Genomic DNA, 23855 nt, shown 5'->3' with positions numbered 1-23855 from the left:
TTCCGCACGAAGCAACGCCGGGATGACTGGCATCCCGGCCGCCGCACCGCGCAGGAATTACTTCTTCTTCTTGGGGGCGAGCACCATCACCATCTGGCGCCCTTCCATCTTCGGCATCTGCTCGACCTGGCCGATCTCTTCCAGGTCCGCCTTCAGGCGTTCGAGCATGCGCGCGCCGATTTCCTGGTGCGCCATCTCGCGACCACGGAACCGCAGCGTGATCTTGGTCTTGTCGCCATCTTCCAGGAAGCGCTTCAGGTTGCGCAGCTTGACGTTGTAGTCGCCATCATCCGTACCCGGCCGGAACTTGACTTCCTTGACCTGGATGATCTTCTGCTTCAGCTTGGCCTCGTGGGCGCGCTTGGCTTCCTCGTACTTGAACTTCCCGTAATCCATGATCCGGGCGACGGGCGGAGTCGCGTTGGGGGCGATCTCCACCAGGTCCAAGTCCTTGTCCTCAGCCAGCCGCAGAGCGTCCATGAACTTGACGATGCCGAGCTGCTCGTTATCAACCCCTACCAGGCGCAGTTCAGGCGCGCTGATTTCACGGTTGATGCGATGACCTTTGTCCGTAGCGATGTTGCGTTACCTCAAGAAGACAAAAAAACAAGCCGTGCTCACCACCCTCAGGCTTTGCTGGCGACGTCGTGTTGCAGACGCTCAACAAACGCGGAGACGGGCATCACACCCAGATCCACGTTGCCACGGGCACGCACGGCCACTTGATTGGCATCCCGCTCCTTGTCGCCCACTACCAGCAGGTAGGGAACCTTTTGAAGCGAATGCTCGCGGATTTTATACGTAATTTTCTCGTTGCGCAAATCGGCCTTGGCCCTAAACCCTTGTTTTTGCAGCAATTGCACGACGCTTTCGGCGTATTCTGCCTGCGAATCCGCAATATTCATCACCACCACCTGCTCCGGGGCCAGCCAGGCGGGCAGCGCGCCGGCATGGTTTTCCAGCAGGATGCCCAGGAAGCGCTCGAACGAGCCCAGGATGGCGCGATGGAGCATCACCGGGCGCTTGCGCGAATTATCCTCGGAGACGTACTCGGCATCCAGGCGCTCGGGCAGCACCAGGTCCAGCTGCAGCGTGCCGCACTGCCACGAACGGCCGATGGCGTCCTTGATGTGGTATTCGACCTTGGGGCCATAGAAGGCGCCCTCGCCCGGCAGCTCTTCCCAGTCCACGCCGCAGGCGCGCAGCGCCAGGCGCAGGCCTTCTTCGGCGTGGTCCCAGATCTCGTCCGAGCCGGCGCGCTGGTCCGGACGCAGCGACAGCTTGACCTTTACGTCCTTGAAGCCAAAGTCGTCGTAAACGGAGAAAGCCAGTTCGTTGAAGGCCTTGGCCTCGGCAACGATCTGCTCTTCCGTGCAGAAGATATGCGCATCGTCCTGCACAAAGCCGCGCACGCGCATCAACCCGTGCAGCGCGCCGGACGGCTCGTTGCGATGGCAGGCGCCGAACTCGGCCAGGCGCAGCGGCAGGTCACGGTAGGAGCGCAGGCCGTGGTTGAAGATCTGGACATGTCCCGGGCAGTTCATCGGCTTGATCGCGTAGTCGCGCTTTTCCGACTCCGTAACGAACATGTTCTCCTTGTAGTTCTCCCAGTGGCCCGACTTCTCCCACAGCGAACGGTCCATCACCTGCGGCGTGCGCACCTCGTCGTAGCCGGCATCCGTCAGGCGGCCGCGCATGTACTGCTCGACGGCCTGCCACACCTGCCAGCCCTTCGGGTGCCAGAACACCATGCCGGGCGCCTCTTCCTGAAGGTGGAACAGGTCCAGCGTCTTGCCCAGCTTGCGGTGGTCGCGCTTCTCGGCCTCTTCCAGCATGTGCAGGTAGGCTTCCTGGTCTTCCTTCTTCGCCCATGCCGTGCCGTAGATGCGCTGGAGCATCTCGTTGTTGGCATCGCCGCGCCAGTAGGCGCCGGCCACCTTCATCAGCTTGAAGACCTTGAGCTTGCCCGTCGACGGCACGTGCGGCCCGCGGCACAGGTCGACGAAATTGCCTTCGCGGTACAGGCCGATTTCCTGGTCGGCCGGAATCGAGCCGATGATCTCGGCCTTGTACTTCTCGCCCATCGACTCGAACAGCGCCACCGCTTCGTCGCGGTTCCACACTTCGCGCGTGACTTTTTCGTCCTTGCGCGCCAGCTCCGCCATCTTTTTCTCGATGGCGGCGAGGTCTTCCGGCGTGAAGGGGCGCTTGTAGGCGAAGTCGTAGTAGAAGCCGTTCTCGATCACCGGCCCGATCGTCACCTGCGCCTCCGGATACAGCTCCTTGACGGCATAGGCCAGCAAGTGCGCCGTGGAGTGGCGGATCACGTCGACGCCGTCGGCATCCTTGTCCGTGACGATGGCCAGTTCCGCATCGCGCTCGATCCTGTAGCTGGTGTCGACCAGCTGCCCGTCCACCTTGCCGGCCAGCGCGGCCTTGGCCAGGCCGACGCCGATGCTCTGCGCCACTTCGGCAACCGTCACCGGGCCGGGAAACTCGCGGCGGGACCCGTCCGGCAGCGTGATTGCGATCATTTCGACTCTCCAGGTTCCGCCGGCGGCGCGTTGCGCGTCGCCTGAGCGGATCAAACTGCATCTTGTGGCACCGGCCCGCATGCCTGCGCGCTGGCGATCTGTTCTGGGCTGCCCCGCCCTGCCGCACGGGAAGGCGGCAGCTTATCAGGGCTACTGGCAAGCGATGGACGAAAAAAAACGCGGCCAAGGCCGCGTTTCTCTTTGTCAAACCCGATCCAACCGGGTCGAAGGCGCACCTCGACTACTGTCGCTTGCCAGCGGTAGTAGTTCGCGGTGTCATAACCATGATGCCCTTCCGTTCCGTATGGGGTTGAATCGGACTTGCCGCACTGCTTTGTACTGCTTTACTGCAATTCGTTGGTAGGCTCGATTGGACTCGAACCAACGACCCCCACCATGTCAAGGTGGTGCTCTAACCAGCTGAGCTACGAGCCTAGCGAAGCCGCAAGTATAGCATCACTTTCTTTTCGCCTGCAACACCCCCTGGACTTCCTCGATCAGCAGCAGCGCGCGCTGCAGCTGCGTGGCCTCGGACACCTCGGCGGTGAACTGCATGCGCGCCACGCCCTTGCTCGACAGCGTCTTGACCCCGGTGACGTTGATCTTCTCGCGCGACAGCACTTCGGAGATGTCGCGCAGCAGGCCCTGCCGGTCGATCGCCTCGACCTGGATATCGACCGGATAGACCGCGGCGTGGCTCTTCTGCCCCCACTCGGTCTGGATCACGCGCTCCGGCGCACGCGCAGACAGCTGCTGGAAGGTATGGCAGTTGCGGCGATGGATCGACACGCCGCGCCCGCGCGTGACGAAGCCGACGATCTCGTCCGGTGGCGCCGGCTTGCAGCAGCGCGACATCTGCGTCATCAGCGAATCGACGCCCACCACCAGCACGCCGCTCTTGGCGCCGCGCGCCACGCTGGTGGCGCGGCTCTTCTTGGTGACGGCGTCTTCCTCGCTCAGCGGCGCCTGGACTTCGCCTTCCGGGTGGCGCAGCGCGTGCTCGACATGGCGCAGGCTGAACTCGTCCTTGGCCACCGCGGCGAACAGCTCGTCGGGGGTCTTGAAGCCCAGCCGCGTCGCCAGGTCTTCCAGTTTGACCGCGGTCTTGCCTTCGCGCTGCAGGGTCTTGTCGATCAGCGCGCGGCCCTGCGCGATGGTTTCCTGCGAATCCATTGCGTTGAACCACGCCCGCACCTTGGCACGGGCGCGGCTGCTGGCGAGGTAGCCGAGGTCGGCATTGAGCCAGTCGCGTGACGGCCCGCCCTGCTTGACCGCGATGATCTCGACGGTCTGGCCGTTCTTGAGCGGCGTGTTCAGCGGCACCATGGTGCCGTCCACGCGCGCGCCGCGGCAGCGGTGGCCAAGGTCGCTGTGCAGGTAGTAGGCGAAGTCCACCGCGGTCGCGCCCTGCGGCAGCGCCACCACGCGCGCCTGCGGCGTCAGCACGTAGATGTGGTCGTCGATCGCGGCGTGCTTGATCTGCTCCCACGATTCGTCGTGCGCCACGCTGTGGTCGGCATCGTCCTTCCACGCCAGCAGCTGGCGCAGCCAGGCGATCTTTTCATCGTAGCGCTCGCTGGCGGAGAACTGCCCGGCATAGCCGCGGCTGCCCGCCTCCTTGTAGCGCCAGTGCGCGGCCACGCCGTATTCGGCGAAGTGGTGCATCTCGTGGGTGCGGATCTGCACCTCGAAGGGGCGCCCGTCGTCGCCGATCACCACCGTGTGCAGCGACTTGTAGCCGTTGGCCTTGGGCCGCGAGATGTAGTCGTCGAACTCGCGCGGGATCGGCTGCCAGATATGGTGGACGATGCCGAGCACCGTATAGCAGTCCTTGATATCGTCGACGATCACGCGGAACGCGCGCACATCGTACAGGTCGGCAAAATCCAGCTCCTTGCCGCGCATCTTCTTCCAGATGCTGTAGATGTGCTTGGGCCGGCCGCTCACCTCGGCGCGGATGCCGGCGGCGGTCAGTTCGGACTGCAGCCGCGCGATCGCGCCGGCGATATAGCCTTCGCGCTCGATGCGCTTTTCATCCAGCAGGCGGGCGATGCGCTTGTAGGTATCGGGCTGCTCGAAGCGGAAGGCCAGGTCTTCCAGCTCCCACTTCATCTGCCAGATGCCCAGGCGGTTGGCCAGCGGCGCGTAGATGTCGAGCGTTTCGCGCGCCACGCCGGGCAGCGGCGCCTGCTTGGTCTCGGCCAGCCAGCGCAGCGTCTGCAGCCGCGACGCCAGCCGCACCAGCACCACGCGGATGTCCTGCGCGAATGCCAGCAGCATCTTGCGCAGCGCCTCGACCTGCTCGTGGCGCGCCTGGGCTTCGTTCTTCGACGGCGCGGGTGACTCCACCTCAGGGCGATTGCCGGCGATGGCGCCGATGCGCAGCAGTTGCCGCACGCCATTGACCAGCCGCGCCACTTCCTCGCCGAAGCGCGGCTCGATCTCGGCTTCGGTCTCGGGCACGAATGCCGCCAGGCCGAACAGGCACGCGGCCGCGCGCGCGGAATCGTCCACGCGCAGGCCGTCGAGGATACGCAGCATCCCCTCCGCGTGCGACTGCACGGTCTCGCCGGTGGGCAGCGCAACGCCGGCGCCGTGCTCGCGCACGTAGGCCAGTGCGCGCTCGACCAGCTCGGTATCCGGAATGCCCGCGACCCGGCCAGCCAGGTCGGTCGACGTCACCATGTCACAGCGCCTGCATCAGTTGAGCGCAGCGGTCACCACCACTTCGATCAGGTAATCGGGATTGGCCAGGCGGGCCTCGACGGTGGCTCGCGGCGGCGTGTTGCCTTGCGGCACCCAGGCATCCCAGACCTCGTTCATCTCGCCGATCAGGTCGATGTTGGTCAGGAAGATCTGGCACGACAGGATGCGGGTCTTGTCGCTGCCGGCCTCGGCCAGCAGGCGGTCGATATGGCCCAGCACCTCGCGCGTCTGGCCGCGGATATCGGCCTTGGGATCGACCTCGGGCACCTGGCCGGCCAGATACACTACACCGTTGAAGACCGCGTATTCGGACAGGCGCTTGCCCACGTGGGCACGCTTCAGTTCAGGAAGACTCATGGCAATGCGTAACTCATAAAAACAGCCGGATCACAATCGGGCCGGCAACTCGGGACGGCAACCTGCCGGCCGCGGGAGCGCTCAGGCGCCGGTAAAGAACTGGCGCACGATCGCGATCTGCGCCGGATCGACAAAGGTCGGGGCATGGCCCACATCGGGCACTTCCACCGAGCTCACATGCTGGCCGCGCGCCACCATCTCGGCCACGGTCTCGCGCAGCAGCAGGTCGGACTGCGCGCCGCGCACCACCAGCACCGGCGCCTCGATGGCTTCGAAGCTGCGCCACAGCGCGGCTTCGCCGGCGGCGATGGCCTCGGGCGTCGACTTGCGGAACGGCACCGCCAGCTGCGGATCGTAATGCAAGCCCCATTCCAGGCCGTCGGCGCCCTGCATCGGCTTCAGGATGGCGGCGTTGAGCTCGCGCCACTGCTCGGCGCTGTGGCGCCCGAACGAGGCGCTGATGGTCTGCAGGTACGCCAGCCCTTCCTCGAAGGTCTTGAAGCGCACCGGCAGGCCAAGGTAGGCGCCAATGCGCTCGACCGCCGAGGGCGCGATGCGTGGGCCGACGTCATTGAGCAGCAGCCTGCGTACCGGCGACTTCGGCAGCCCGGCCAGGCCCATGCCGATCAGGCCGCCCATCGAGGTGCCGAACCAGTCCACCTTCTCCACATTGAGCCGCGCGATCAGCGTGACCATGTCGGAGACATACTGCGGCACCACGTAGCCGTTGGCATCGGCCAGCCACTCGGAACGGCCGCGGCCGGCCACGTCGGGGCACACCACGCGGTAGTCGCCGCACAGCGCGCGCGCCACGGCGTCGAAGTCGCGCCCGGTGCGCGTCAGGCCGTGCGCACACACCAGCACGCGCGGATTGGCGGGGTCGCCCCACTCGTGATAGGCCATGCGGTGCAGGCCCGCCGGACTGATGCACTGGACGAAACCGAGACGCGGACTGGCAGACATCTGGACTCCCTGACAAACCGGACCGCACAGCGCCAGGAGGCGCCGCCGCCGGAAGTTGAGCAAAGCTGGATTGTACGCCGCAGCGGGTACAATGCCACAGCACAGTGTCCGCGCCCCCGCGCGCGGGGCGCGCACCGCCACGGCGCGCGCCGCCCATCCGGCGGCTGTCCTGCCGTGGCATCCCTTTTCTCTCGACGGAGGCTTACATGCTCAACGGCAAGACCGCACTGGTGACTGGCTCGACCAGTGGCATCGGGCTCGGCATCGCAAAGGCGCTGGCGGCGCAGGGCGCCCACATCATCGTCAACGGCTTCGGTGACGCGGACGCCGCAAAGAACGAGATCGCGCAGGCCGGCCAGGGGATCCGCGTCGGCTACCACGGCGCCGACATGAGCAAGGCGGCCGAGATCGAAGACATGATGCGCTACGCGCAGGCCGACTTCGGCGGCGCCGACATCCTGGTCAACAACGCCGGCATCCAGCACGTCGCCACCATCGAGGATTTCCCGCCCGAGCGCTGGGACGCGATCATCGCCATCAACCTGACCTCGGCCTTCCATACCACGCGCCTGGCGCTGCCCGGCATGAAGCAGAAGAACTGGGGCCGCATCATCAACGTCGCGTCCACCCACGGGCTGGTTGCGTCGGCGCAGAAATCCGCCTACGTGGCGGCCAAGCACGGCATCGTCGGTTTCACCAAGGTGACCGCGCTGGAAACCGCGCAGACCGGCGTCACCGCCAACGCGATCTGCCCGGGCTGGGTGCTGACGCCGCTGGTGCAGAAGCAGGTCGAAGCCCGCGCGCAGAAGGAAGGCATTCCGGTCGAACAGGCCAAGCGCGAGCTGGTGCTGGAGAAGCAGCCTTCGGGCCAGTTCGTCACGCCCGATGAACTGGGCGCGCTGGCGGTGTTCCTGTCGTCCGAAGCGGCGCGCCAGGTGCGCGGCGCGATCTGGAACATGGATGGCGGCTGGGTGGCGCAGTAAGGTGCCGCATCAGGGCACCACAGCAAGGAGCAACAAGCAATGATGCAACGACGACGTTTTCTCGGGACCCTGGGCGCGCTCGCGCTCGGCACGCTCGCCGTGGGCGTGCTGGGGCCCGCGGCCGATGCCTTCGCGCAGGCGAAGGCGCTGGCCATCGACGTCTACAAGAGCCCGCTGTGCGGCTGCTGCGAGGAATGGGTCAAGCACCTGCGCGCCAACGGCTTTACCGTCACGGTGCACGACGTCGAGGATACCGGCGAATACCGCAAGCGCTTCGGCATGCCCGAGCGCTTCGGCTCCTGCCATACCGGCCATATCGCCGGCTATGCGATCGAGGGCCACGTGCCCGCCGCCGATATCCGCAAGCTGCTGGCGGCCAAGCCCAAGGCAGTCGGGCTGGCGGTGCCGGGCATGCCGGTCGGCTCGCCGGGCATGGAACAGGGACCGCGCAAGGATCCGTTCGACGTGCTGCTGGTCAAGGCCGACGGCGCCGCGTCGGTGTTCAGCCGCCACAACAAGCCGGCGGCCTGACGTGCCGCCGCGCCGGATGCGCCGCGGCGCATCCGGCAATGCCTACCCCGCTGCGAGGCGCTGCAGCGCCGCCTCGACCTCCCGCCACACCGCCTCAGTCTCGCCCTCGGTGCATTCGCCGTGCTGGCGCTTGACCGCGCCCAGCCGGTTCAGCACCAGGTGCTGGTCCGGCACCACGCCCGCGTTGGCCAGGCAGGCCTGCACGCAAGCCAGCGGGCACCCGTCCAGCGCCAGGATCGGCCGGCCCGACCGCGCCACCCGCGTCAGCGCCGGCACGCCGCCGCCCACGCCGCTGATGCACGACATTTCCGCGCGGCCTGTGCGGTCCAGCCGCACTGCGCAGGCATTGGCCAGTTGCGCCACGCTGGAGCAGCCGGAGCAGGCGTAGACCAGGGGCAGGGATCGGGTGGGGCAAGCAGGCATCGCGCACCTTCCGTAAAGCATTGATTTGGCAGGCACTCGCCTGCCCGAAAGCGGCCAGCATAGCGACCCGTGCGGGGACAGGCCATTCGCCGATATAGCTAGCTGGCCCAGCCGACCGACCTAGTCCCGGACGCCCAAAGAAAAAAGCCCTGTGGCGCAATGCGCCACAGGGCTCGTCAGGCCATGGCCGAAGGCTGGCTTACAGCAGCGGCGCCCCCGTCTTCGCCTGGATTTCCTCGCGGCTGATGCCCGGGGCGGTTTCCACCAGCTTGAGGCCGTCCGCGGTCACGTCGATCACGCCCAGGTCGGTGATGATGCGGTTGACCACGCCCACGCCCGTCAGCGGCAGGTTGCACTGCTTCAGGATCTTGAGGTCCTCGGTGCCGTCCTTCTTCTTGGCGGTGTGTTCCATCAGCACCACCACGCGGCCGACGCCGGCGACCAGGTCCATCGCGCCGCCCATGCCCTTGACCATCTTGCCCGGAATCATCCAGTTGGCCAGGTCGCCCTTCTCGCTGACCTGCATCGCGCCCAGGATGGCCAGGTTGATGTGGCCGCCGCGGATCATCGCGAACGAGTCGGCCGACGAGAAGATCGACGAGCCCGGCAACGTGGTCACGGTCTGCTTGCCGGCGTTGATCATGTCGGCGTCGACCTCGGCCTCGGTCGGGAACGGGCCGATGCCGAGCAGGCCGTTCTCGGATTGCAGCCAGACTTCCATGCCTTCCGGCACCCAATTGGCCACCAGCGTCGGCAGCCCGATGCCCAGGTTGACGTAGAAACCGTCCTGCAGCTCGGCCGCGGCGCGCGCGGCCATTTCGTCACGTGTCCATGCCATGATGGGTCTCCTTAGCTGGCCGCGCGCACGGTGCGCTGCTCGATGCGTTTCTCGGGGTTGGCGTTGAGTACCAGGCGCTGCACGAAGATGCCGGCGAGGTGGATCTCGTCGGGATCGAGCTCGCCGGTCTCGACGATCTGCTCGACCTCGGCCACGGTGACCTTGCCCGCCATCGCGCACATCGGGTTGAAGTTGCGCGCGGTGCGGCGAAACACCAGGTTGCCGGCCTTGTCGGCCTTCCAGGCCTTGACCAGCGCCACGTCGGCGGTCAGCGAACGTTCCATCACGTACTTTTCGCCGTCGAATTCGCGGATTTCCTTGCCTTCGGCGACGATGGTGCCGACCCCGGTCTTGGTGAAAAAGGCCGGGATGCCCGAGCCGCCGGCGCGCAGCTTTTCGGCCAGCGTGCCCTGCGGCGTGAATTCCAGTTCCAGTTCGCCGGCCAGGTACTGGCGCTCGAACTCCTTGTTCTCGCCCACGTAGGACGAGATCATCTTCTTGATCTGGCGCGTGGCCAGCAGCAGGCCCAGGCCGAAGCCGTCGACGCCGGCGTTGTTGGAGATGCAGGTCAGCTGCTTGGCGCCGCTGTCGCGCAGCGCGCCGATCAGCGCCTCGGGGATGCCGCACAGGCCGAAACCGCCCACAGCGATCGTCTGGCCGTCGCGGACGACGCCTGCAAGCGCTTCTGCGGCGCTGGCGTAGACCTTGTTCATGCTTCGCTCCTTCCTCGGTAGTCCCTGTCGATCTCCCCGCCGGCGGGTAGTGCGGCGGGCGACGCAGGGAAATTGTAACGGTACAATCGGCGGCAGGCGGGCCCGTCGCCGTAACGCGTCCGACCGACAGCATACGCAAGCACAGCCGGCTACGCCATTACGTAAAAATACATAAGCAGATGCCCGCCATCGACTACCAGACCGCCTTCCAGCTCGCCCCCGTGGGGCTGGTGCTGTCACGCGAGCGCGTGATCGAGGACTGCAACGAAGAGGTCTGCCGCATCTTCGGCACCACGCGCGAGGCCCTGCTGGGCCAGTCGTTCCAGGTGCTCTACCCCACCGCCGACGAGTTCGAGCGCACCGGCGCCCGCATCGCGCCGATCATGAACAAGCACGGCATGTATTCGGACGAGCGCATCATGAAACGCGCCGGCGGGGAGCTGTTCTGGTGCCACGTCACCGGCCGCGCGCTGGACCGCAGCCAGCCGCTCGGCGCAGGGATCTGGACCTTCGAGGACTTGTCGCAGAAGCGCCAGGTCACCGCCGAACTGACCGCGCGCGAACGCGAGATCGCCGCGCAGCTGGTGGAAGGCAAGACCAGCAAGCAGATCGGCAAGCTGCTGGCGATCAGCCCGCGCACGGTCGATATCTATCGGGCGCGGCTGATGAAGAAGTATGGAGCGAGTACGTCGGTGGATCTGGTGCAGCGCCTGGTGGCGCACTGACACCGAAAACCATCATCCTTCGATGATCGCCCGGATCTCCGCCGGCACCGGCACCGATTTCTCCTGCGCATAATCGCACCACACCACCTTGGCCCCACCCTCGGCCCACACCACGTCAGGCAGGTCGGTGCGCCGGATTTCCATGCGCGTCTCGAAACTGGTGCGCCCGAGCTGTCCCGCATAGACCCGGCATTCGATCTGGCCCGGATAGCGCAGCTGCTTCAGGAAGGTCATATGCGCATTGATGATGACTGGCCCCTGCCCGTTCGCATCCTTGCCGCCGCGCCCCAGCGACGCGAACCATTCGATGCGCGCCTGCTCCAGGTACTGGAAGTAGACGGTGTTGTTGACATGGCCCATGGCGTCCATGTCGCCCCAGCGGATCGGCATGACCACGGTATAGACGTGCTTCATCTCAGCCTCCAATGCAACAGGCCCGCCGATGCCGGCGGGCCTGCTTCATGACTTAGCGCTTGGCGATCGCGCCTTCGGCCTTGGTGACAAGGTCGGCGCCGATCTGCTTCTTCCACTTGTCGTAGACCTTGGCGGTAGCCTTGCGGAAGGCGTCATGCTCGGCCGGGGTCAGGTGCGTGACCTTGACGCCGTGGGCTTCCATGTCCTTCCACGCCGGCGCGCCGGCCTCGGCCAGGCCCTTGCGGGCCAGCGCGATTTCCTGCTTGCCGGCATCGATCGCGGCCTGCCTGACGATCTCGCGGTCGGCCGGAGTCCAGCTTTCCCAGATCTGCTTGTTGACCACGAAGATCAGCGGGTCGGCCACGTAACCCCAGGTGGTCACGAACTTCTGGCCGACCGTGTACAGCTTGGCGGCGGAGAACACCGACTGCGGGTTCTCCTGGCCGTCGACCGCGCCCGAGGCCATCGCCGGCTGGGCGTCGGCCCAGCTCATCTGGGTCGGGTTGGCGCCGAGCGCGTTGAAGGTCTCGATGTACAGCGGCGAGCCCACCACGCGCAGCTTCAGGCCCTTCAGGTCTTCCGGCTTGCGGATCTCGCGCTTGGAGTTCGACACTTCGCGGAAACCGTTCTCGCCCCACGCCAGCGGCACCACGCCGGCCTTCTCCAGCGTGGCGAAGATCGACTTGCCGACCTCGCCCTGCGTCAGCGCGTCGAGCGCCTTGTAGTCGGGCATCAGGAACGGCAGCGAGAACAGGTTCAGTTCCTTGACCTGCGGCGACCAGTTGATGGTAGAGCCCACCGCCATGTCGATCACGCCCTGGCGGATCGCGGAGAACTCGCGGGTCTGGTCGCCGGCCACCAGCGAGGTACCCGGGTACAGCTTGATGTTGATGCGGCCGTTGGTGCGCTGCCTGACCAGGTCGGCCCAGATCTCGCCGCCCTTGCCCCACGGGAAGGCCGGGCCGAGCACCAGCGACATCTTGTACTCGGACTTGTAGGTCTGGGCCATCGCACCGGCGGGGGCGAAGGCGGAAGCGGCCAGGGCGGCGGCCGTGGCGAGCATCAGGGCACGACGTTTCATTTCATCTCCTCAGGGGAAAAGCGTCAGGTTCTTGTTGGTGAATGCAAAATCAAGGCAACAGCGATCAATAGCCGAGGTACTCCGGCAGCCACGTCGCCAGCGGCGGATAAGCCAGCACCATCAGCATGGCAATAAACATCGCCAGCAGCATCCAGATCACCCACGGCACGGTTTCTTCCATGCGCACGCGCGCGATCCGGCACGACACCATCAGGTTCACGGCCAGCGGCGGCGTGAACTGGCCCAGCGCCACCTTCAGCGTCAGCACCACGCCGAACCACACCGGGTTCCACTGGAAGGCATTGGCGATCGGCAGCAGCAGCGGCACGAAGATCAGGAAGATCGAGATGCCGTCGAGGAACATGCCCACCGTCATCAGCAGCAGCACGATCAGCGCCAGCACGCCGTACTCGCCCAGGCCCGAAGTAGCGATCGCCTGCGCCAGCGGGTCGATCACGCCCAGCGTCGACAGCGCATAGGCAAAGATGCCGGCCAGCGCCACCACCAGCAGGATCACCGCCGAGGTCTCGGCCGCTTCCTGGAAGATGGTGAACAAATCGCGCATGCCGATGCTGCGGTACACCACCATGCCGACGAACAGGCCATAGACCACCGCCACCACGGCGGCCTCGGTCGGCGTGAACCAGCCGGCGCGCATGCCGCCGAGGATCAGGAACGGCGCCACCAGCCCCCACGCGGCTTCGCGCAGGCTCTTCCAGAATGGCGGGCGCGGCAGCGCGGCTTCGGCGGCGCCCATATTGTGCTTGCGCGCCAGCCACACCGCCGGCACGATCAGCGCGATGCCGGCGAGTACGCCCGGGATCATGCCGGCCGCGAACAGCGCCGGCACCGATGCGCCCGGCACCAGCACGCTGTAGATGATGAACGCCACCGACGGCGGGATCAGGATGTCGGTCGCTGCCGCCGCGCCGACCACCGCCGCGCTGTACGAGCCGGGATAGCCCGCGCGCGACATCGCCGCGATCATCACGCCGCCGACCGCGGCCGCGTTGGCCGGGCCCGAACCCGAAATGCCGCCGAGGAACATCGCCACCAGGATCGCCACCAGCGGCAGCATGCCCGGGCCGCGGCCGACCACGGCGATGGCAAAGGTCACCAGCCGCTGCGCCACGCCGGAACGGTCGAAGATCGAGCCCACCAGCACGAACATCGGGATCGCCAGCAGCGGATACTTGGCCAGGCCCGCGTAGAAGTTCTGCGGCACCGCCAGCAAGCCGAACATCTGCGTATCGAGATTGGACAGGCCGATCGCGACCAGGCCGCCAAGCCCCAGCGACACACCGATCGGCACGCCCAGCAGCATCAGGCCGATAAAGACCACGAACAGGATGATGGCAACCAGCGTCATTGCGCACGCTCCGTCGCCGACCGGCTCTGGTCATGCAGCGCCTTGAGCGCGCGCACGTTGCGCACCATCAGCGCCAGCGCGCGCAGCGCGATGCCCGCCGACAGCACCGGCAGCCACACCGAGTACCACCAGCTCGGCACGCCGATGCCGGGCGAGGTCTCGCCGAAGGTGTATTCGTCCCAGGTGATGCGCGCCCCCAGCACCGCCAGCGCGATAAACATCACCGCCACCGCCAGCGCCGACAGGATCGCCAGCCTGCGCTGCCGTGCCGCGCTGCCACGCTCGAAGAAGAACTCGATCCGGATATTGCGGTCGCGCGCCACCGCGGCGCTGCCGGCCACCAGTGCCAGCACGATCATCAGGAACACCGAGAATTCCTCGGTCCAGGCAAACGACTCGTCGGTGAAATAGCGGACCACTACGTTGGCGAAGGTGATGCCGACCAGCAGCACCATCACGATCACGCCAATCCAGTCCTCGAGGCGGGGCGATACCCGGAATTCAGCGTCCTGCGCTTCGTCGGCGGCCTGCGGGATCACCGCGGAATCGACGACGTGTTGCGGCACGGCGTTGCGCCGTGCCTCTTGTTGTTGCTCCATCTCCCCGGCCTCCGGTCCCGGGCCGCTCGGGCCATGCGGCCACCGCGGCGTTCTCGCTTTGTATGTAAAGACTTAATCTGCAGACATGGGCGGATTATGCCAAGACTGGCCTGCCGCGCACGAAATTTCTGAAGTTTGACGCGTACTGACGACGGCGCGCCCAAGGGGACCGGATAAGCCCAGGGTTGGCGCTCGGGCATCTCGCGGCGCTTTTGGCGCATGGGCGGGATGCGGGGGGACTTGCGCCCCCGGTGTCAGCGCGCAGCGCTCAGACCATGCCGTCGTCGGCGGTGATGACGGCGCCGTTGATGAACTGCGACTGGTCCGAGGCCAGCAGCAGCAACAGGCCGTCGAGGTCTTCCGGCTTGCCCAGGCGCTTGCGCGGCAGCATCTGGATCAGCTTCTGCCCGGCGTCGGAATCCCAGTGGTGGTGGTTGATATCGGTGTCGATATAGCCGGGGCAGATGGCGTTGGAATTGATGCCATGGCGCGCCCATTCCAGCGCCATGGCCTTGGTCATGTGCACCACCGCCGCCTTGCTCATGCAATAGACGCCGATCTGCGACAGCACCTTCAACCCCGCCACCGACGCGATATTGACGATGCGCGCCTGCGGCAGCGGGCTGCCGTTGCGCTCGGCGCCCTTGGCGCGCGCGATCATGCGCTTGGCGACTTCCTGCGCGACGAAAAACGCGCCGCGGGTATTGGTGTCGAAGACGAAGTCGAAGTCTTCGGGGGCCACCTCGGTCAGCTTCTGCGTGGTCGACACGCCCGAGTTGTTGACCAGGATATCGATGGCGCCGGCTTCGGTCTCGGCGTGCGCCACCGCGGCGCGGATGCTGTCCGGGTCGGTCACGTCCAGGCGCACCACGTGCGCGCTTCCGCCCTCGGCCTCGATCGCGGCGCGCAGCTCCTTGAGCCGCTCGGTGCGACGCGAGGCCAGCACCACCTTGGCGCCGGCGGCGGCGAGCACCGTGGCGAAACGCGAGCCCAGCCCGCTCGAGGCGCCTGTTACCAGCGCCACCTTGCCTTCCAGATTGATCGACAAACCCATGATTACCTCTTGTGCGGGAGCCCCTCAGCCCTCATCAGGAGCAGAAGGCAGCATATCAAAAAAAAGAACGACCGTTCCAAAAAAATCCTTGCCTGTGGGTGGCGAGTCCCGGACAATGCCGGAGATTCTAAGAACTTGGCCCGCAAAGGGAAAGAGGGAAAACGCGCGATCCGGCCGTCTTCGGATGCCGTTCCAGCGCTGTTCGATCGCCAAACGGCGCCGATTCATCGCCGCGCCCGCGTGGCTCCCCCCGCAGCCCCAGCGCCACGCCCCGGGTCCGGTTCTCAGCACAACGATCACCGCATTTCCCACAATTGCCAGCTAGCAGCAAAGAAACAGAGGGTTAGAGACAAATGGATCAGCAACAGCTCCTGGAGCAGTTCGGCCCGCGCGAAGCCATGGAATACGACGTGGTCATCGTCGGCGGCGGCCCCGCCGGCCTGGCCACGGCCATCCGCCTGAAGCAACTCGCGCAGGAGAAAGGCGCCGACGTCAACGTTTGCGTGCTGGAAAAGGGCTCCGAGCCCGGCGCCCACATCCTGTCGGGCGCCATCATGGACCCGCGCGCCCTGAACGAGCTGATCCCGAACTGGAAGGAGCTGGGCGCACCGCTGAATCAGGCCGTGACCGAGGACAAGTTCCTGTTCCTGAACGAGACCGGCTCCAAGGGCACGCCCCCGGCCCTGCTGCCCGAGTGCTTCCACAACGAAGGCAACTACATCGTCAGCCTGTCCAACTTCGTGCGCTGGCTGGGCCAGCAGGCCGAGGCGCTGGGCGTCGAGATCTTCCCGGGTTTCCCCGCCGCCGAGGTGCTGTACAACGAAGACGGCTCGGTCAAGGGCGTGGCCACCGGCAACATGGGCATCAACAAGGAAGGCGAGCCCACCGACAACTTCCAGCTTGGCATGGAACTGCATGCCAAGTACACGATCTTCGCCGAAGGCGCGCGCGGCCACCTGGGCAAGCAGCTGATCGAAAAATTCGGGCTGGACGCCGGCAAGGATCCGCAGAGCTACGGCATCGGCCTGAAGGAGCTGTGGGAGATCGACCCGGCCAAGCACAAGCCCGGCCTGGTGGTGCACACCGCCGGCTGGCCGCTGGACCCGGCCACCTACGGCGGTTCGTTCCTGTACCACATGGAAGACAACAAGGTCGCGGTCGGCTTCGTGGTCGGCCTGGACTACACCAACCCGTGGCTGTCGCCGTTCGAGGAATTCCAGCGCTTCAAGACCCATCCTGAAATCCGCCAGTACTTCGAAGGCGGCAAGCGCCTGTCTTACGGCGCGCGCGCCATCACCGCCGGCGGCCTGCTGTCGCTGCCCAAGACCGTGTTCCCGGGCGGCGCGCTGGTCGGCTGCGATGCTGGCTACCTGAACGCCTCGCGCATCAAGGGCAGCCACGCCGCGATCAAGACCGGCATGCTCGCTGCCGAGGCCGCCTACGACGCGCTGCAGGCCGGCCGCCAGCACGACGAGCTGAGCGCCTACCCGGCCGCGTTCGAGCAGAGCTGGCTGTACAAGGAACTGCTGCAGGCCAAGAACTTCAAGCAGTGGTTCAAGAAGGGCCGCACCACCGCCACGCTGATGACCGGCATCGAGCAATGGCTGCTGCCCAAGCTGGGCGTGCGCAACCCGCCCTGGACCCTGCATCGCGAAAAGCCGGACCATGTCTATCTGAAGCCGGCCGCCGAGTGCCAGAAGATCGACTACCCCAAGCCGGACGGCAAGCTGACCTTCGACCGCCTCAGCTCGGTCTTCATCAGCAACACCAACCATGAAGAAAACCAGCCGGCGCACCTGACGCTGAAGGATGCCAGCGTGCCGGTCGACATCAACCTGGACAAGTACGCCGGCCCCGAGTCGCGCTACTGCCCGGCGGGCGTGTACGAGTTCGTGCAGGACGAGACCTCGGGCAAGCAGCGCCTGCAGATCAACGCGCAGAATTGCGTGCACTGCAAGACCTGCGATATCAAGGACCCGACCCAGAACATCGTCTGGGTGACGCCAGAGGGTGGCGGCGGGCCGAATTACGTCGGCATGTAAGCCGGCCGCGCAAGCGCACTGCAAGTGAAAACGGCACCGGATTCTCCGGTGCCGTTTTCCTTTTATGCGACCGCGGCGTGCGTTAGCGTGCCTGCCGCCGGACTGCCAGCGCCTGGTCGACCACCTCCGCCTGCAGCGCCTCGCTGGGATTGTCGAAAGCCTGGTTGCGCAGCATGTCCAGTTGCTGGCGCCGATCCTGCTCCGACAAGCCCGCGAATGCCTCGATCTGCGCGCGGCGCGCGGCGTAGTCGCGGTAGCGCTGCTGCCATGACTGCTCGGCCTGCGCCTGCTGCTGGTAGCGCTGCGCCACCTCGGGGCCGTAGGCCTGTGCCAGCGCGGCGCCGATATCCTGCGTAGTGCGTCCGGCCGCCTGCAGGTCTGAGATGGTCTGGCTGATGGCCTGCGGGCGCGCGCTGGCTGCGCGCGCGGCGCGAAAGGATTCAGGCAGCGTGGCGTCGAGCTCGGCCAGCCGCTGGCGCCGCTGCGCGCCGTCCAGGCCGGCCTGCGCCGCGATCTCCAGCCGCGCCAGCATGGCCTCGTCATAGGCCTGCTCGTCGCCGAACCAGGCCTGTGCCACCTCGGGCAGCCAGCGCTGGCGCGCCGCATGGCGCTGCGCCAGCAGCGCGCGCAGCTGCTGCACCTGCTGCGCATCCAGCGTGCCGTTTGCATCCGCGAGCGGCTTGCGCGCGGCCTCGGGCTGGATCTCGGCCAGGCAGGCCACGTAGCGGCGCCACAGCTGCCACGCCTGCCCGGCCGCGGGTTGCGGCACTTGGCGGCGGATATCGTCATGCACCACCGCGTCAAGCGCGTCGATGCCGCCGGCGTCATGGCGCGCGCTCAGGAAATAATCGAAATAGGTGCGCAGCGCGCGCGTCAGCCGCAGGTTGCCCGCGGCATCGGCCTCAGGCCCTGCGGGCATCTCCACGCCGGCGAGCGATGGCCAGGCGGCGACGCCAGCGGGCGCCGGAGCCGCCGATTGCGCAAGCGGACCCGCGGCGATCGCCGCTGCCGCCTGCTGCGGCATGGGTGACGGAGCCGGTGGCATGGTCAGCCAGTACACCGCCGCCGCCGCGGCAGCGGCCGGCAGCACGGCCAGCCATAGCCGCGGCGCACGCTCAGAGCTGGTCATTGCGCAGCCGGTTGGCGTGGTTCAGGATCACCGTGCGCGGATCGGCATCCTGGTACAGCCCCGCCATCTGGTTGACCTCGTCCAGATGGTTCCAGTAATAGCCGGTGGCCAGCACCCGGCCCCACTTGCTGCTGCACACCGAGACCAGCCCGTCATTGGCGCCGGCGCCCTTCAGTGCCATCAGCCCCGCCGAGGTCGACATCATCACCGTGGACGGATCCAGCAGGTTGGAGCGCAGCAGGCTGAGCGGACCGCCCTGCCCGGTCCACGAATACGCGGCCTGCGTATGGGTGACGAGATTGCCCGTGGTGTCGCGCGCCTGGCGCTGCTCGGACACGGCGCCGGCGCTGTCGCAGTCCGCGCCCAGCGCCGACTTCGTGCCCGGCACCAGCGTTGCGTCGAGCCGCGCATTTTGTTCCGCGGCGCCGCGCGTGGTCAGGCTCTCGAGCGAGGCCAGCGCATCCTGGTCCAGCGCCTGCCCGTTGCTGATGCCGTTGAACCAGCCGACCGTATCGAACACGCCCTGGATCAGGCTGACCAGCACCGGGCCGGCGATCGGGATGGTGCCGATGCCGTGGATCAGGTCGAGCACGGTGTCGGCCACTTCGCTGCCGCGGTGCGGGCTGCCAATGGTGGTGACCGAGGCCACGTCCTGCGGCGACATCGCCGCCAGCACGCGCGAGGTGGGCCCGCCCTGGCTGTGGCCGATCAGGTTGACCTTGTCGGCGCCGCTTTCCAGCTTGACCGCGCGCACATAGGCCTGCAGCGCCAGCGCGCGCTCGGCATCGCTGTTGAACGACGGCACCGTGGCGACATAGACCTGCGCGCCATGGGCCCGCAGCACTTCGGGAATGCCATACCAGTAGTCGAGCACGCCGGCCATCTTCGCCGCGCCGGTCAGGCCGTGGACCAGCACGATCGGGTAGCGTGTCTTCGCGTAGTCGCCATTGGCGGTGACCGCGGCGGCGGGTGCCGGCTGCGCCAGCATGGCTGCGGCGGCCAGCGCCGCGGCGGGGCCTGCCAGCCTGCGCCGGGAATGGCGGGATTGCTGCCGGGTCCGCGCTACGGGCGTGCGTTGTCCGCACGCGTTGGGTTCGCCGTGCTCCATCTGGTCTCCTCGGTGGTGGGTCTTTTTATGTTGGAAGCAGTAAAGACGGCCCGCCACGGGGAGACAATCAAAACATTAGCGGATTTCCTCTAAACGGCTGCTACAGCCGCCGGTTGCACGGGCATGCGAGTGCTGGAAAGCAGCTGTTCGTAGATGTAGCACTGCAGCAGCGTCAGTTCGCGCTCGGCCAGCACATCGAAGGCCACGCCGAACGCGGGGAAATCGGCATCGTCGCCGGCGGCCCCGGCGGGCGCCATGCGGACCCAGCCTTCGATCACCACCTCGCTGTCGAGCGACGCGGTACGCAGCTTGAAGCGCAGCCGCACGCGGCTGCCCGGCGCGGGGGCCGGCGAGGTGGTCTGTACCAGCGCGCCGCCGGTGCTGAGGTCAGACAGCAGCGACAGGCGCGCGGCGCTGCCGCCGCTGCCCTCATCGTCGCCGGGTTCGGTCAGGTAAGCGGCCAGCCGGGTCGGCACACGCGCCGCCTTGCGCACCGGCGTCGCGTGCCGCTGCACCGGCGCCGACAGCACCAGGTAGCGGAACGGACTGCGGCACACGGCGGTAATGGTCGAGGTGAAGCTGTGGATGGCCTGCCCCGAGAACCCGCGCAGCACCACGCCATCGCCGGCCTGCAGCGGCAGGTCGCGCCCGTCCAGTTGCGGCCAGGTGACAAAGAGGCCCTGCTCGATAAAACCGATCAGGCGGCTCGCGGCCGGGCGCGCGGCCTCGCCGTCCAGCTTGATATGCAGCAGCGTGCCGACCTGCAGGCCGAGCGGCCCGCTGGCCGGGCGCAAGACCTCGGCGGCCTCGCCGCCGGCATCCTCGCAGGCCTCATCGCGGCACACCGTGCCGTGGCGGAACACCAGCGCCAGGTCGCGCGCATCGGGGATGATGTTGCCGCTGCCGAGCACCAGGTTGCCCTCGCCATCGAGCAATGACCAGGGCAGCGGGTGGCCGACGGGAAGATCGTTAGGGGTGAGCTGGATCATGGCTGTTTGCAGTTGGCCCCGGCGTGGGCGTGCTGGGACGCGGCGAGCCCTTGGGTGGAACTGACGTACGGACTCCGCCGCCTGTATTGGGCTTCTATCGGCGTCGGCGCGGTGAAATTTAGTGCCGGACAATGGATACCGACGCCGCATGTGTAGCATCGGATACCTGCCGCAGGCTTGACGCGCCGCAAAGTTGAGGCCAGAATCGCGAAAAGCTGTCAGACAGCCTGACACATCGAGCGCCATGAACACTCTCCTGCCCCGCCCGGCTTCGCTTGCCACCCGTATCGCGCAAACCCTGCATGACGACATCCTTGCCGGCCGCTACGGCGCGGGCGCGCGCCTGCCGGCCGAGTCCGCGCTTGCCGACAGCTTCGGCGTCAGCCGCCCGATCGTGCGCGAAGCCATTGCCCAGCTGAAGGCCGACGGCGTGCTGGTCACGCGCAAGGGCTCCGGCGCCTATGTGTCCGACACTCCGGGCGGCCAGGCCTGGCGCGTGGCCAGTACGCCCGATGGCGGCCCGACGCTGGCCCAGCTGTTCGAGCTGCGCCGCGTGGTGGAAACCGCCTGCGCCGAAATGGCGGCGCGGCGGCGCACCGCGGCCGACGTTGACGCCATCCGCGCAGCGCTGGCGGCAATGCAGGCGCAGGCCGACGGCAACGGCGACATGGCCAGCGCCGCCGCGGCCGACATGGCGTTCCACCATGCCATTGCCGAAGCCGCGCACAACCCCTGCTTTACCGGGCTGACCGATTTCGTCAGCCAGCAGATGCTGGCCGCGCGCCAGCGCGCGTGGGAGAACACCGCGCGGCTGGGCAGCGCCACCGGCACGCCACGCGCAGCCGACCAGGAGCACGCGGCCCTGGCCGAAGCCATTGCCGCCGGCGACGCCGCGGCCGCGCGCAACGCCGCGCAGCAGCACCTGGCGGCCGCCGCCGCGCGCCTGGGCCTGCCCGCCTGAATCCGATACATCGAGACCCTGAAGCAAGGAACAACCATGGAAACAGTGGATTGCGTCGTGATCGGCGCCGGCGTGGTGGGACTGGCGGTGGCACGCGCGCTGGCGCTGCAAGGCCGCGAAGTGATCATCCTGGAGGCCGAGAACGCCTTCGGCACCATCACCAGCGCACGCAACAGCGAGGTCATCCATGCCGGCATCTACTATCCGGCCGGCTCGCTCAAGGCCCAGCTGTGCGTGCGCGGCAAGGCCATGCTGTACGACTACTGCGCCAGCCGCCACGTGGCGCACCAGCGCTGCGGCAAGCTGATCGTCGCCACCAGCGCGGCGCAGGTGGCCACGCTCGAAGGCATCCGCGCCAAGGCCGCCGCCAATGGCGTGGACGACCTGCGCCTGATCGACCGCGCCGAAGCGCAGGCGCTGGAACCGCAGCTGCAGTGCCATGCGGCGCTGCTGTCGCCGTCGACCGGCATCGTCGACAGCCATGGCCTGATGACGGCGCTGCTGGGCGATGCGGAAAACGCCGGCGCGATGCTGGCAGTGCAGTCGCCGGTGCTGGGCGGCGCGGTCACGGCGAACGGCATCCGGCTGGAGATCGGCGCGGAAGACGGCACCACCACCACGCTGCTGGCGCGCACGGTGGTCAATTCGGCCGGGCTCACGGCACCGGAGCTGGCGCGCCGCATCGACGGCATGCCGGAAGCCCATATCCCGCCGCAGTACTACGCCAAGGGCTGCTATTTCACACTGGCCGGCCGCGCGCCGTTCTCGCGGCTGATCTATCCGGTGCCAGAGGCTGCAGGACTTGGCGTGCACCTGACCATCGACCTGGGCGGCCAGGCGCGCTTCGGCCCCAATGTGCGCTGGATCGACGATATCGAATACAGCGTCGATGCGGCCGACGCCGACGCCTTCTATGACGAGGTGCGCCGCTACTGGCCGGGACTGGCCGACGGCGCGCTGCAGCCCGGCTACGCCGGCATCCGCCCCAAGATCAGCGGCCCGCACGAAGCCGCGGCCGACTTCCGCATCGACGGCCCCGCCGTGCACGGCGTGCCGGGGCTGGTTCACCTGTTCGGCATCGAATCGCCGGGGCTGACCTCGTCGCTGGCGATTGCCGAGCGGGTCTGCGCGGCGCTGGGCTGAAGCGCGCCGTCGCCCTCCGCACGAAAGCTCATCACGGCGCAGAAGGCCCCCGCCGCCGCGGCCACGGCGGCGAGGCCGAAGACATGCGCCGGCGCCAGCGCGTTCCAGGTCCAGCCCATCGCCAGGCCGCCGAGCGTGCCGCCGACGCCGTAGGAGATGCCGGTGTACAGCGCCTGCCCGCGCCCCTGCAGCGGCCCGGCGAACCATGCCTGCAGGCGCTTCAGGCTGGCGCTGTGGTGCGCGGCGAAGGTCGCCGCGTGCAGCACCTGCACCAGCGCCATCAGCCACGCCAGTTGCGCGAAGTAGCCGGTCAGCCCGAAGCGCAGGGCCGCCAGCACGAAGGTGCCGGCCAGGATGGTGCGCAGCGCCAGGCGCGCGAACAGCAGGCCCTGGTAGTAGAAGAAGACGATCTCGGCGACCACGCCGATGGTCCACATCATGCCGATGGCGAACTTGCTGTAGCCCAGCGTCTCCAGCCACAGCGAGTAGAACACGTAGAGCGCGGCGTGCGCGAACATCATCAGGAAGGCCGACGCCAGGAACCAGGCCACGTCCGGGCGGCGCAGCAGCGGCAAGGCGCGCGGCGGCGTCGTGCGCGGGCCCTTGTCGGCGGCGTCGCGCATGGTCAGGACAACCCCGGCCAGGATTGCCAGCACCGCGCTTGCCACCCACGGGAACGCACGCATGCCGACCGCCTCGAACAGCGCCCCGCCGGCCAGCACCGCGCCGATAAAGCCGAGCGAGCCGAACATGCGGATGCGGCCGTAGCTATGGTCGAAGGCGCCGTACCGGCGCAGCGTGGAAATGGTCAGGGCATCGCCCAGCGGCGACATCGCGCTGGTCAACAGGCTCAGCGTCAGCATCATCGCCATCATGCCGCCGTAGCTGCCGACGCCCGGCAGCACCAGGAACGCCAGCAGCGAGGTGAACGCGCTCACGCGCAGGATGCGCACGCGTGTGTGCATCACGTCGGAGAGCCAGCCCCACAGGTAGGGCCCGGCGATGCGGCTGACCTGGAAGCTGGCCATCAGCACGCCGATCTGCACCGGGTCGAAGCCGCGGTCGGCAAAGTAAAGGCTGACGTAGGGCGAGATCAGGCCGACGTAGCCGTAATAGCCCAGGTAAAAGAGCCCGAAGCGGGCATGGTCGGGGCCGCCGGCCCCGCCTTGGCCACCCGCGCGCTGCGGCGTCAA

Annotated in this window: 23 protein-coding genes and 1 tRNA gene; 6 read left to right on the top strand and 18 right to left on the bottom strand. The window is 67.3% G+C overall.

Translation table 11 applies throughout. The annotated features are described in order from the left end of the window. Nucleotides 1–57 precede the first annotated feature (57 nt). The 6 genes from infC to ACEI37_RS16925 form a co-directional block, all read right to left on the bottom strand. Nucleotides 58–579, bottom strand: coding sequence for a translation initiation factor IF-3 (gene infC, locus ACEI37_RS16950; RefSeq protein ID WP_081479471.1), 522 nt, complete (start codon nt 577–579; stop codon nt 58–60). 47 nt (nt 580–626) lie between these two features. Continuing rightward, nucleotides 627–2534: a threonine--tRNA ligase gene (thrS, locus tag ACEI37_RS16945; protein ID WP_373379849.1), complete on the bottom strand. Its 1908-nt coding sequence runs from the start codon at nt 2532–2534 to the stop codon at nt 627–629. Nucleotides 2535–2892: 358 nt separating this feature from the next. Continuing rightward, nucleotides 2893–2969: transfer RNA gene (locus tag ACEI37_RS16940), tRNA-Val, on the bottom strand. A gap of 21 nt (nt 2970–2990) precedes the next feature. Continuing rightward, the gene (locus ACEI37_RS16935) at nt 2991–5219 is read right to left on the bottom strand and encodes a bifunctional (p)ppGpp synthetase/guanosine-3',5'-bis(diphosphate) 3'-pyrophosphohydrolase (RefSeq protein ID WP_373379848.1); all 2229 of its coding nucleotides are present in this window, start codon (nt 5217–5219) and stop codon (nt 2991–2993) included. A 15-nt stretch (nt 5220–5234) separates the two neighbouring features. Further along, a complete protein-coding gene (locus tag ACEI37_RS16930; protein ID WP_373379847.1) occupies nt 5235–5597 on the bottom strand; it encodes a RidA family protein in 363 nt (120 codons plus the stop codon). An 81-nt stretch (nt 5598–5678) separates the two neighbouring features. Then, a complete protein-coding gene (locus ACEI37_RS16925) occupies nt 5679–6560 on the bottom strand; it encodes an alpha/beta fold hydrolase (protein WP_373379846.1) in 882 nt (293 codons plus the stop codon). A 206-nt stretch (nt 6561–6766) separates the two neighbouring features. On the opposite strand from ACEI37_RS16925, the gene ACEI37_RS16920 reads away from it, so the two are divergent. Next, entirely contained in the window at nt 6767–7543 is a 777-nt protein-coding gene (locus tag ACEI37_RS16920) for a 3-hydroxybutyrate dehydrogenase (protein WP_373379845.1), read from the top strand. Between the two features lie 39 nt (nt 7544–7582). Then, nucleotides 7583–8074 (top strand): DUF411 domain-containing protein, encoded by a 492-nt coding sequence (locus ACEI37_RS16915; protein ID WP_373379844.1) that lies wholly within the window; start codon nt 7583–7585, stop codon nt 8072–8074. A 42-nt stretch (nt 8075–8116) separates the two neighbouring features. Here the strand turns inward: ACEI37_RS16915 and ACEI37_RS16910 are convergent, their stop codons facing one another. The 3 genes from ACEI37_RS16910 to ACEI37_RS16900 form a co-directional block, all read right to left on the bottom strand. Then, nucleotides 8117–8497 (bottom strand): putative zinc-binding protein, encoded by a 381-nt coding sequence (locus ACEI37_RS16910; protein ID WP_373379843.1) that lies wholly within the window; start codon nt 8495–8497, stop codon nt 8117–8119. A gap of 199 nt (nt 8498–8696) precedes the next feature. Then, nucleotides 8697–9335: a CoA transferase subunit B gene (locus tag ACEI37_RS16905; protein ID WP_373379842.1), complete on the bottom strand. Its 639-nt coding sequence runs from the start codon at nt 9333–9335 to the stop codon at nt 8697–8699. An 11-nt stretch (nt 9336–9346) separates the two neighbouring features. Continuing rightward, nucleotides 9347–10048, bottom strand: a complete 702-nt coding sequence (locus ACEI37_RS16900; RefSeq protein ID WP_012352543.1) for a CoA transferase subunit A — start codon at nt 10046–10048, stop codon at nt 9347–9349. A 179-nt stretch (nt 10049–10227) separates the two neighbouring features. Between ACEI37_RS16900 and ACEI37_RS16895 the strand changes: the two genes are divergently transcribed. Next, entirely contained in the window at nt 10228–10773 is a 546-nt protein-coding gene (locus ACEI37_RS16895; RefSeq protein WP_373379841.1) for a LuxR C-terminal-related transcriptional regulator, read from the top strand. 12 nt (nt 10774–10785) lie between these two features. Here ACEI37_RS16895 and ACEI37_RS16890 read toward each other — a convergent pair whose 3' ends face one another. From ACEI37_RS16890 to ACEI37_RS16870, 5 genes are all read right to left on the bottom strand, one after another. Continuing rightward, a complete protein-coding gene (locus ACEI37_RS16890; RefSeq protein ID WP_018006819.1) occupies nt 10786–11187 on the bottom strand; it encodes a thioesterase family protein in 402 nt (133 codons plus the stop codon). 52 nt (nt 11188–11239) lie between these two features. Next, nucleotides 11240–12268, bottom strand: coding sequence for a DctP family TRAP transporter solute-binding subunit (locus ACEI37_RS16885; RefSeq protein WP_373379840.1), 1029 nt, complete (start codon nt 12266–12268; stop codon nt 11240–11242). A gap of 64 nt (nt 12269–12332) precedes the next feature. Continuing rightward, the gene (locus tag ACEI37_RS16880; protein ID WP_174549297.1) at nt 12333–13637 is read right to left on the bottom strand and encodes a TRAP transporter large permease; all 1305 of its coding nucleotides are present in this window, start codon (nt 13635–13637) and stop codon (nt 12333–12335) included. Then, entirely contained in the window at nt 13634–14236 is a 603-nt protein-coding gene (locus ACEI37_RS16875; protein WP_373379839.1) for a TRAP transporter small permease, read from the bottom strand. The genes ACEI37_RS16880 and ACEI37_RS16875 overlap by 4 nt, the downstream gene beginning before the upstream one ends. 268 nt (nt 14237–14504) lie before the next feature. Next, nucleotides 14505–15290 (bottom strand): SDR family oxidoreductase, encoded by a 786-nt coding sequence (locus tag ACEI37_RS16870; RefSeq protein WP_018006823.1) that lies wholly within the window; start codon nt 15288–15290, stop codon nt 14505–14507. 353 nt (nt 15291–15643) lie between these two features. Between ACEI37_RS16870 and ACEI37_RS16865 the strand changes: the two genes are divergently transcribed. Continuing rightward, nucleotides 15644–17332, top strand: coding sequence for a 4Fe-4S dicluster domain-containing protein (locus ACEI37_RS16865; protein WP_373379838.1), 1689 nt, complete (start codon nt 15644–15646; stop codon nt 17330–17332). Nucleotides 17333–17414: 82 nt separating this feature from the next. Here ACEI37_RS16865 and ACEI37_RS16860 read toward each other — a convergent pair whose 3' ends face one another. The 3 genes from ACEI37_RS16860 to ACEI37_RS16850 form a co-directional block, all read right to left on the bottom strand. Beyond that, nucleotides 17415–18461, bottom strand: coding sequence for a lipase secretion chaperone (locus ACEI37_RS16860; protein ID WP_373379837.1), 1047 nt, complete (start codon nt 18459–18461; stop codon nt 17415–17417). Further along, nucleotides 18448–19569 (bottom strand): esterase/lipase family protein, encoded by a 1122-nt coding sequence (locus ACEI37_RS16855; protein WP_373379836.1) that lies wholly within the window; start codon nt 19567–19569, stop codon nt 18448–18450. Before ACEI37_RS16855 ends, ACEI37_RS16860 begins: the two co-directional genes overlap by 14 nt. Before the next feature lie 89 nt (nt 19570–19658). Beyond that, entirely contained in the window at nt 19659–20558 is a 900-nt protein-coding gene (locus ACEI37_RS16850; protein WP_373379835.1) for a flagellar brake protein, read from the bottom strand. Between the two features lie 244 nt (nt 20559–20802). Here ACEI37_RS16850 and ACEI37_RS16845 point away from each other — a divergent pair, with 244 nt between their 5' ends. Beyond that, nucleotides 20803–21519, top strand: a complete 717-nt coding sequence (locus tag ACEI37_RS16845; protein WP_373379834.1) for a FadR/GntR family transcriptional regulator — start codon at nt 20803–20805, stop codon at nt 21517–21519. A 36-nt stretch (nt 21520–21555) separates the two neighbouring features. Continuing rightward, nucleotides 21556–22662, top strand: coding sequence for an NAD(P)/FAD-dependent oxidoreductase (locus ACEI37_RS16840; protein WP_373379833.1), 1107 nt, complete (start codon nt 21556–21558; stop codon nt 22660–22662). Here ACEI37_RS16840 and ACEI37_RS16835 read toward each other — a convergent pair. After that, a complete protein-coding gene (locus ACEI37_RS16835) occupies nt 22584–23855 on the bottom strand; it encodes an MFS transporter (RefSeq protein WP_373379832.1) in 1272 nt (423 codons plus the stop codon). The genes ACEI37_RS16840 and ACEI37_RS16835 overlap by 79 nt on opposite strands.

Source organism: Cupriavidus nantongensis (assembly GCF_041726985.1).
GTDB classification, from domain to species: domain Bacteria; phylum Pseudomonadota; class Gammaproteobacteria; order Burkholderiales; family Burkholderiaceae; genus Cupriavidus; species Cupriavidus nantongensis_A.
This window is presented reverse-complemented; position numbering and strand designations above follow the sequence as displayed.

Excerpts from the sequence above, each read along its gene's own strand:
- thrS (WP_373379849.1), bottom strand. The coding sequence starts at position 2,534 with ATGATCGCAATCACGCTGCCGGACGGGTCCCGCCGCGAGTTTCCCGGC.
- ACEI37_RS16935 (WP_373379848.1), bottom strand. The coding sequence starts at position 5,219 with ATGGTGACGTCGACCGACCTGGCTGGCCGGGTCGCGGGCATTCCGGAT.
- ACEI37_RS16930 (WP_373379847.1), bottom strand. The coding sequence starts at position 5,597 with ATGAGTCTTCCTGAACTGAAGCGTGCCCACGTGGGCAAGCGCCTGTCC.
- ACEI37_RS16925 (WP_373379846.1), bottom strand. The coding sequence starts at position 6,560 with ATGTCTGCCAGTCCGCGTCTCGGTTTCGTCCAGTGCATCAGTCCGGCG.
- ACEI37_RS16920 (WP_373379845.1), top strand. The coding sequence starts at position 6,767 with ATGCTCAACGGCAAGACCGCACTGGTGACTGGCTCGACCAGTGGCATC.
- ACEI37_RS16915 (WP_373379844.1), top strand. The coding sequence starts at position 7,583 with ATGATGCAACGACGACGTTTTCTCGGGACCCTGGGCGCGCTCGCGCTC.
- ACEI37_RS16910 (WP_373379843.1), bottom strand. The coding sequence starts at position 8,497 with ATGCCTGCTTGCCCCACCCGATCCCTGCCCCTGGTCTACGCCTGCTCC.
- ACEI37_RS16905 (WP_373379842.1), bottom strand. The coding sequence starts at position 9,335 with ATGGCATGGACACGTGACGAAATGGCCGCGCGCGCCGCGGCCGAGCTG.
- ACEI37_RS16900 (WP_012352543.1), bottom strand. The coding sequence starts at position 10,048 with ATGAACAAGGTCTACGCCAGCGCCGCAGAAGCGCTTGCAGGCGTCGTC.
- ACEI37_RS16895 (WP_373379841.1), top strand. The coding sequence starts at position 10,228 with ATGCCCGCCATCGACTACCAGACCGCCTTCCAGCTCGCCCCCGTGGGG.
- ACEI37_RS16890 (WP_018006819.1), bottom strand. The coding sequence starts at position 11,187 with ATGAAGCACGTCTATACCGTGGTCATGCCGATCCGCTGGGGCGACATG.
- ACEI37_RS16885 (WP_373379840.1), bottom strand. The coding sequence starts at position 12,268 with ATGAAACGTCGTGCCCTGATGCTCGCCACGGCCGCCGCCCTGGCCGCT.
- ACEI37_RS16880 (WP_174549297.1), bottom strand. The coding sequence starts at position 13,637 with ATGACGCTGGTTGCCATCATCCTGTTCGTGGTCTTTATCGGCCTGATG.
- ACEI37_RS16875 (WP_373379839.1), bottom strand. The coding sequence starts at position 14,236 with ATGGAGCAACAACAAGAGGCACGGCGCAACGCCGTGCCGCAACACGTC.
- ACEI37_RS16870 (WP_018006823.1), bottom strand. The coding sequence starts at position 15,290 with ATGGGTTTGTCGATCAATCTGGAAGGCAAGGTGGCGCTGGTAACAGGC.
- ACEI37_RS16865 (WP_373379838.1), top strand. The coding sequence starts at position 15,644 with ATGGATCAGCAACAGCTCCTGGAGCAGTTCGGCCCGCGCGAAGCCATG.
- ACEI37_RS16860 (WP_373379837.1), bottom strand. The coding sequence starts at position 18,461 with ATGACCAGCTCTGAGCGTGCGCCGCGGCTATGGCTGGCCGTGCTGCCG.
- ACEI37_RS16855 (WP_373379836.1), bottom strand. The coding sequence starts at position 19,569 with ATGGAGCACGGCGAACCCAACGCGTGCGGACAACGCACGCCCGTAGCG.
- ACEI37_RS16850 (WP_373379835.1), bottom strand. The coding sequence starts at position 20,558 with ATGATCCAGCTCACCCCTAACGATCTTCCCGTCGGCCACCCGCTGCCC.
- ACEI37_RS16845 (WP_373379834.1), top strand. The coding sequence starts at position 20,803 with ATGAACACTCTCCTGCCCCGCCCGGCTTCGCTTGCCACCCGTATCGCG.
- ACEI37_RS16840 (WP_373379833.1), top strand. The coding sequence starts at position 21,556 with ATGGAAACAGTGGATTGCGTCGTGATCGGCGCCGGCGTGGTGGGACTG.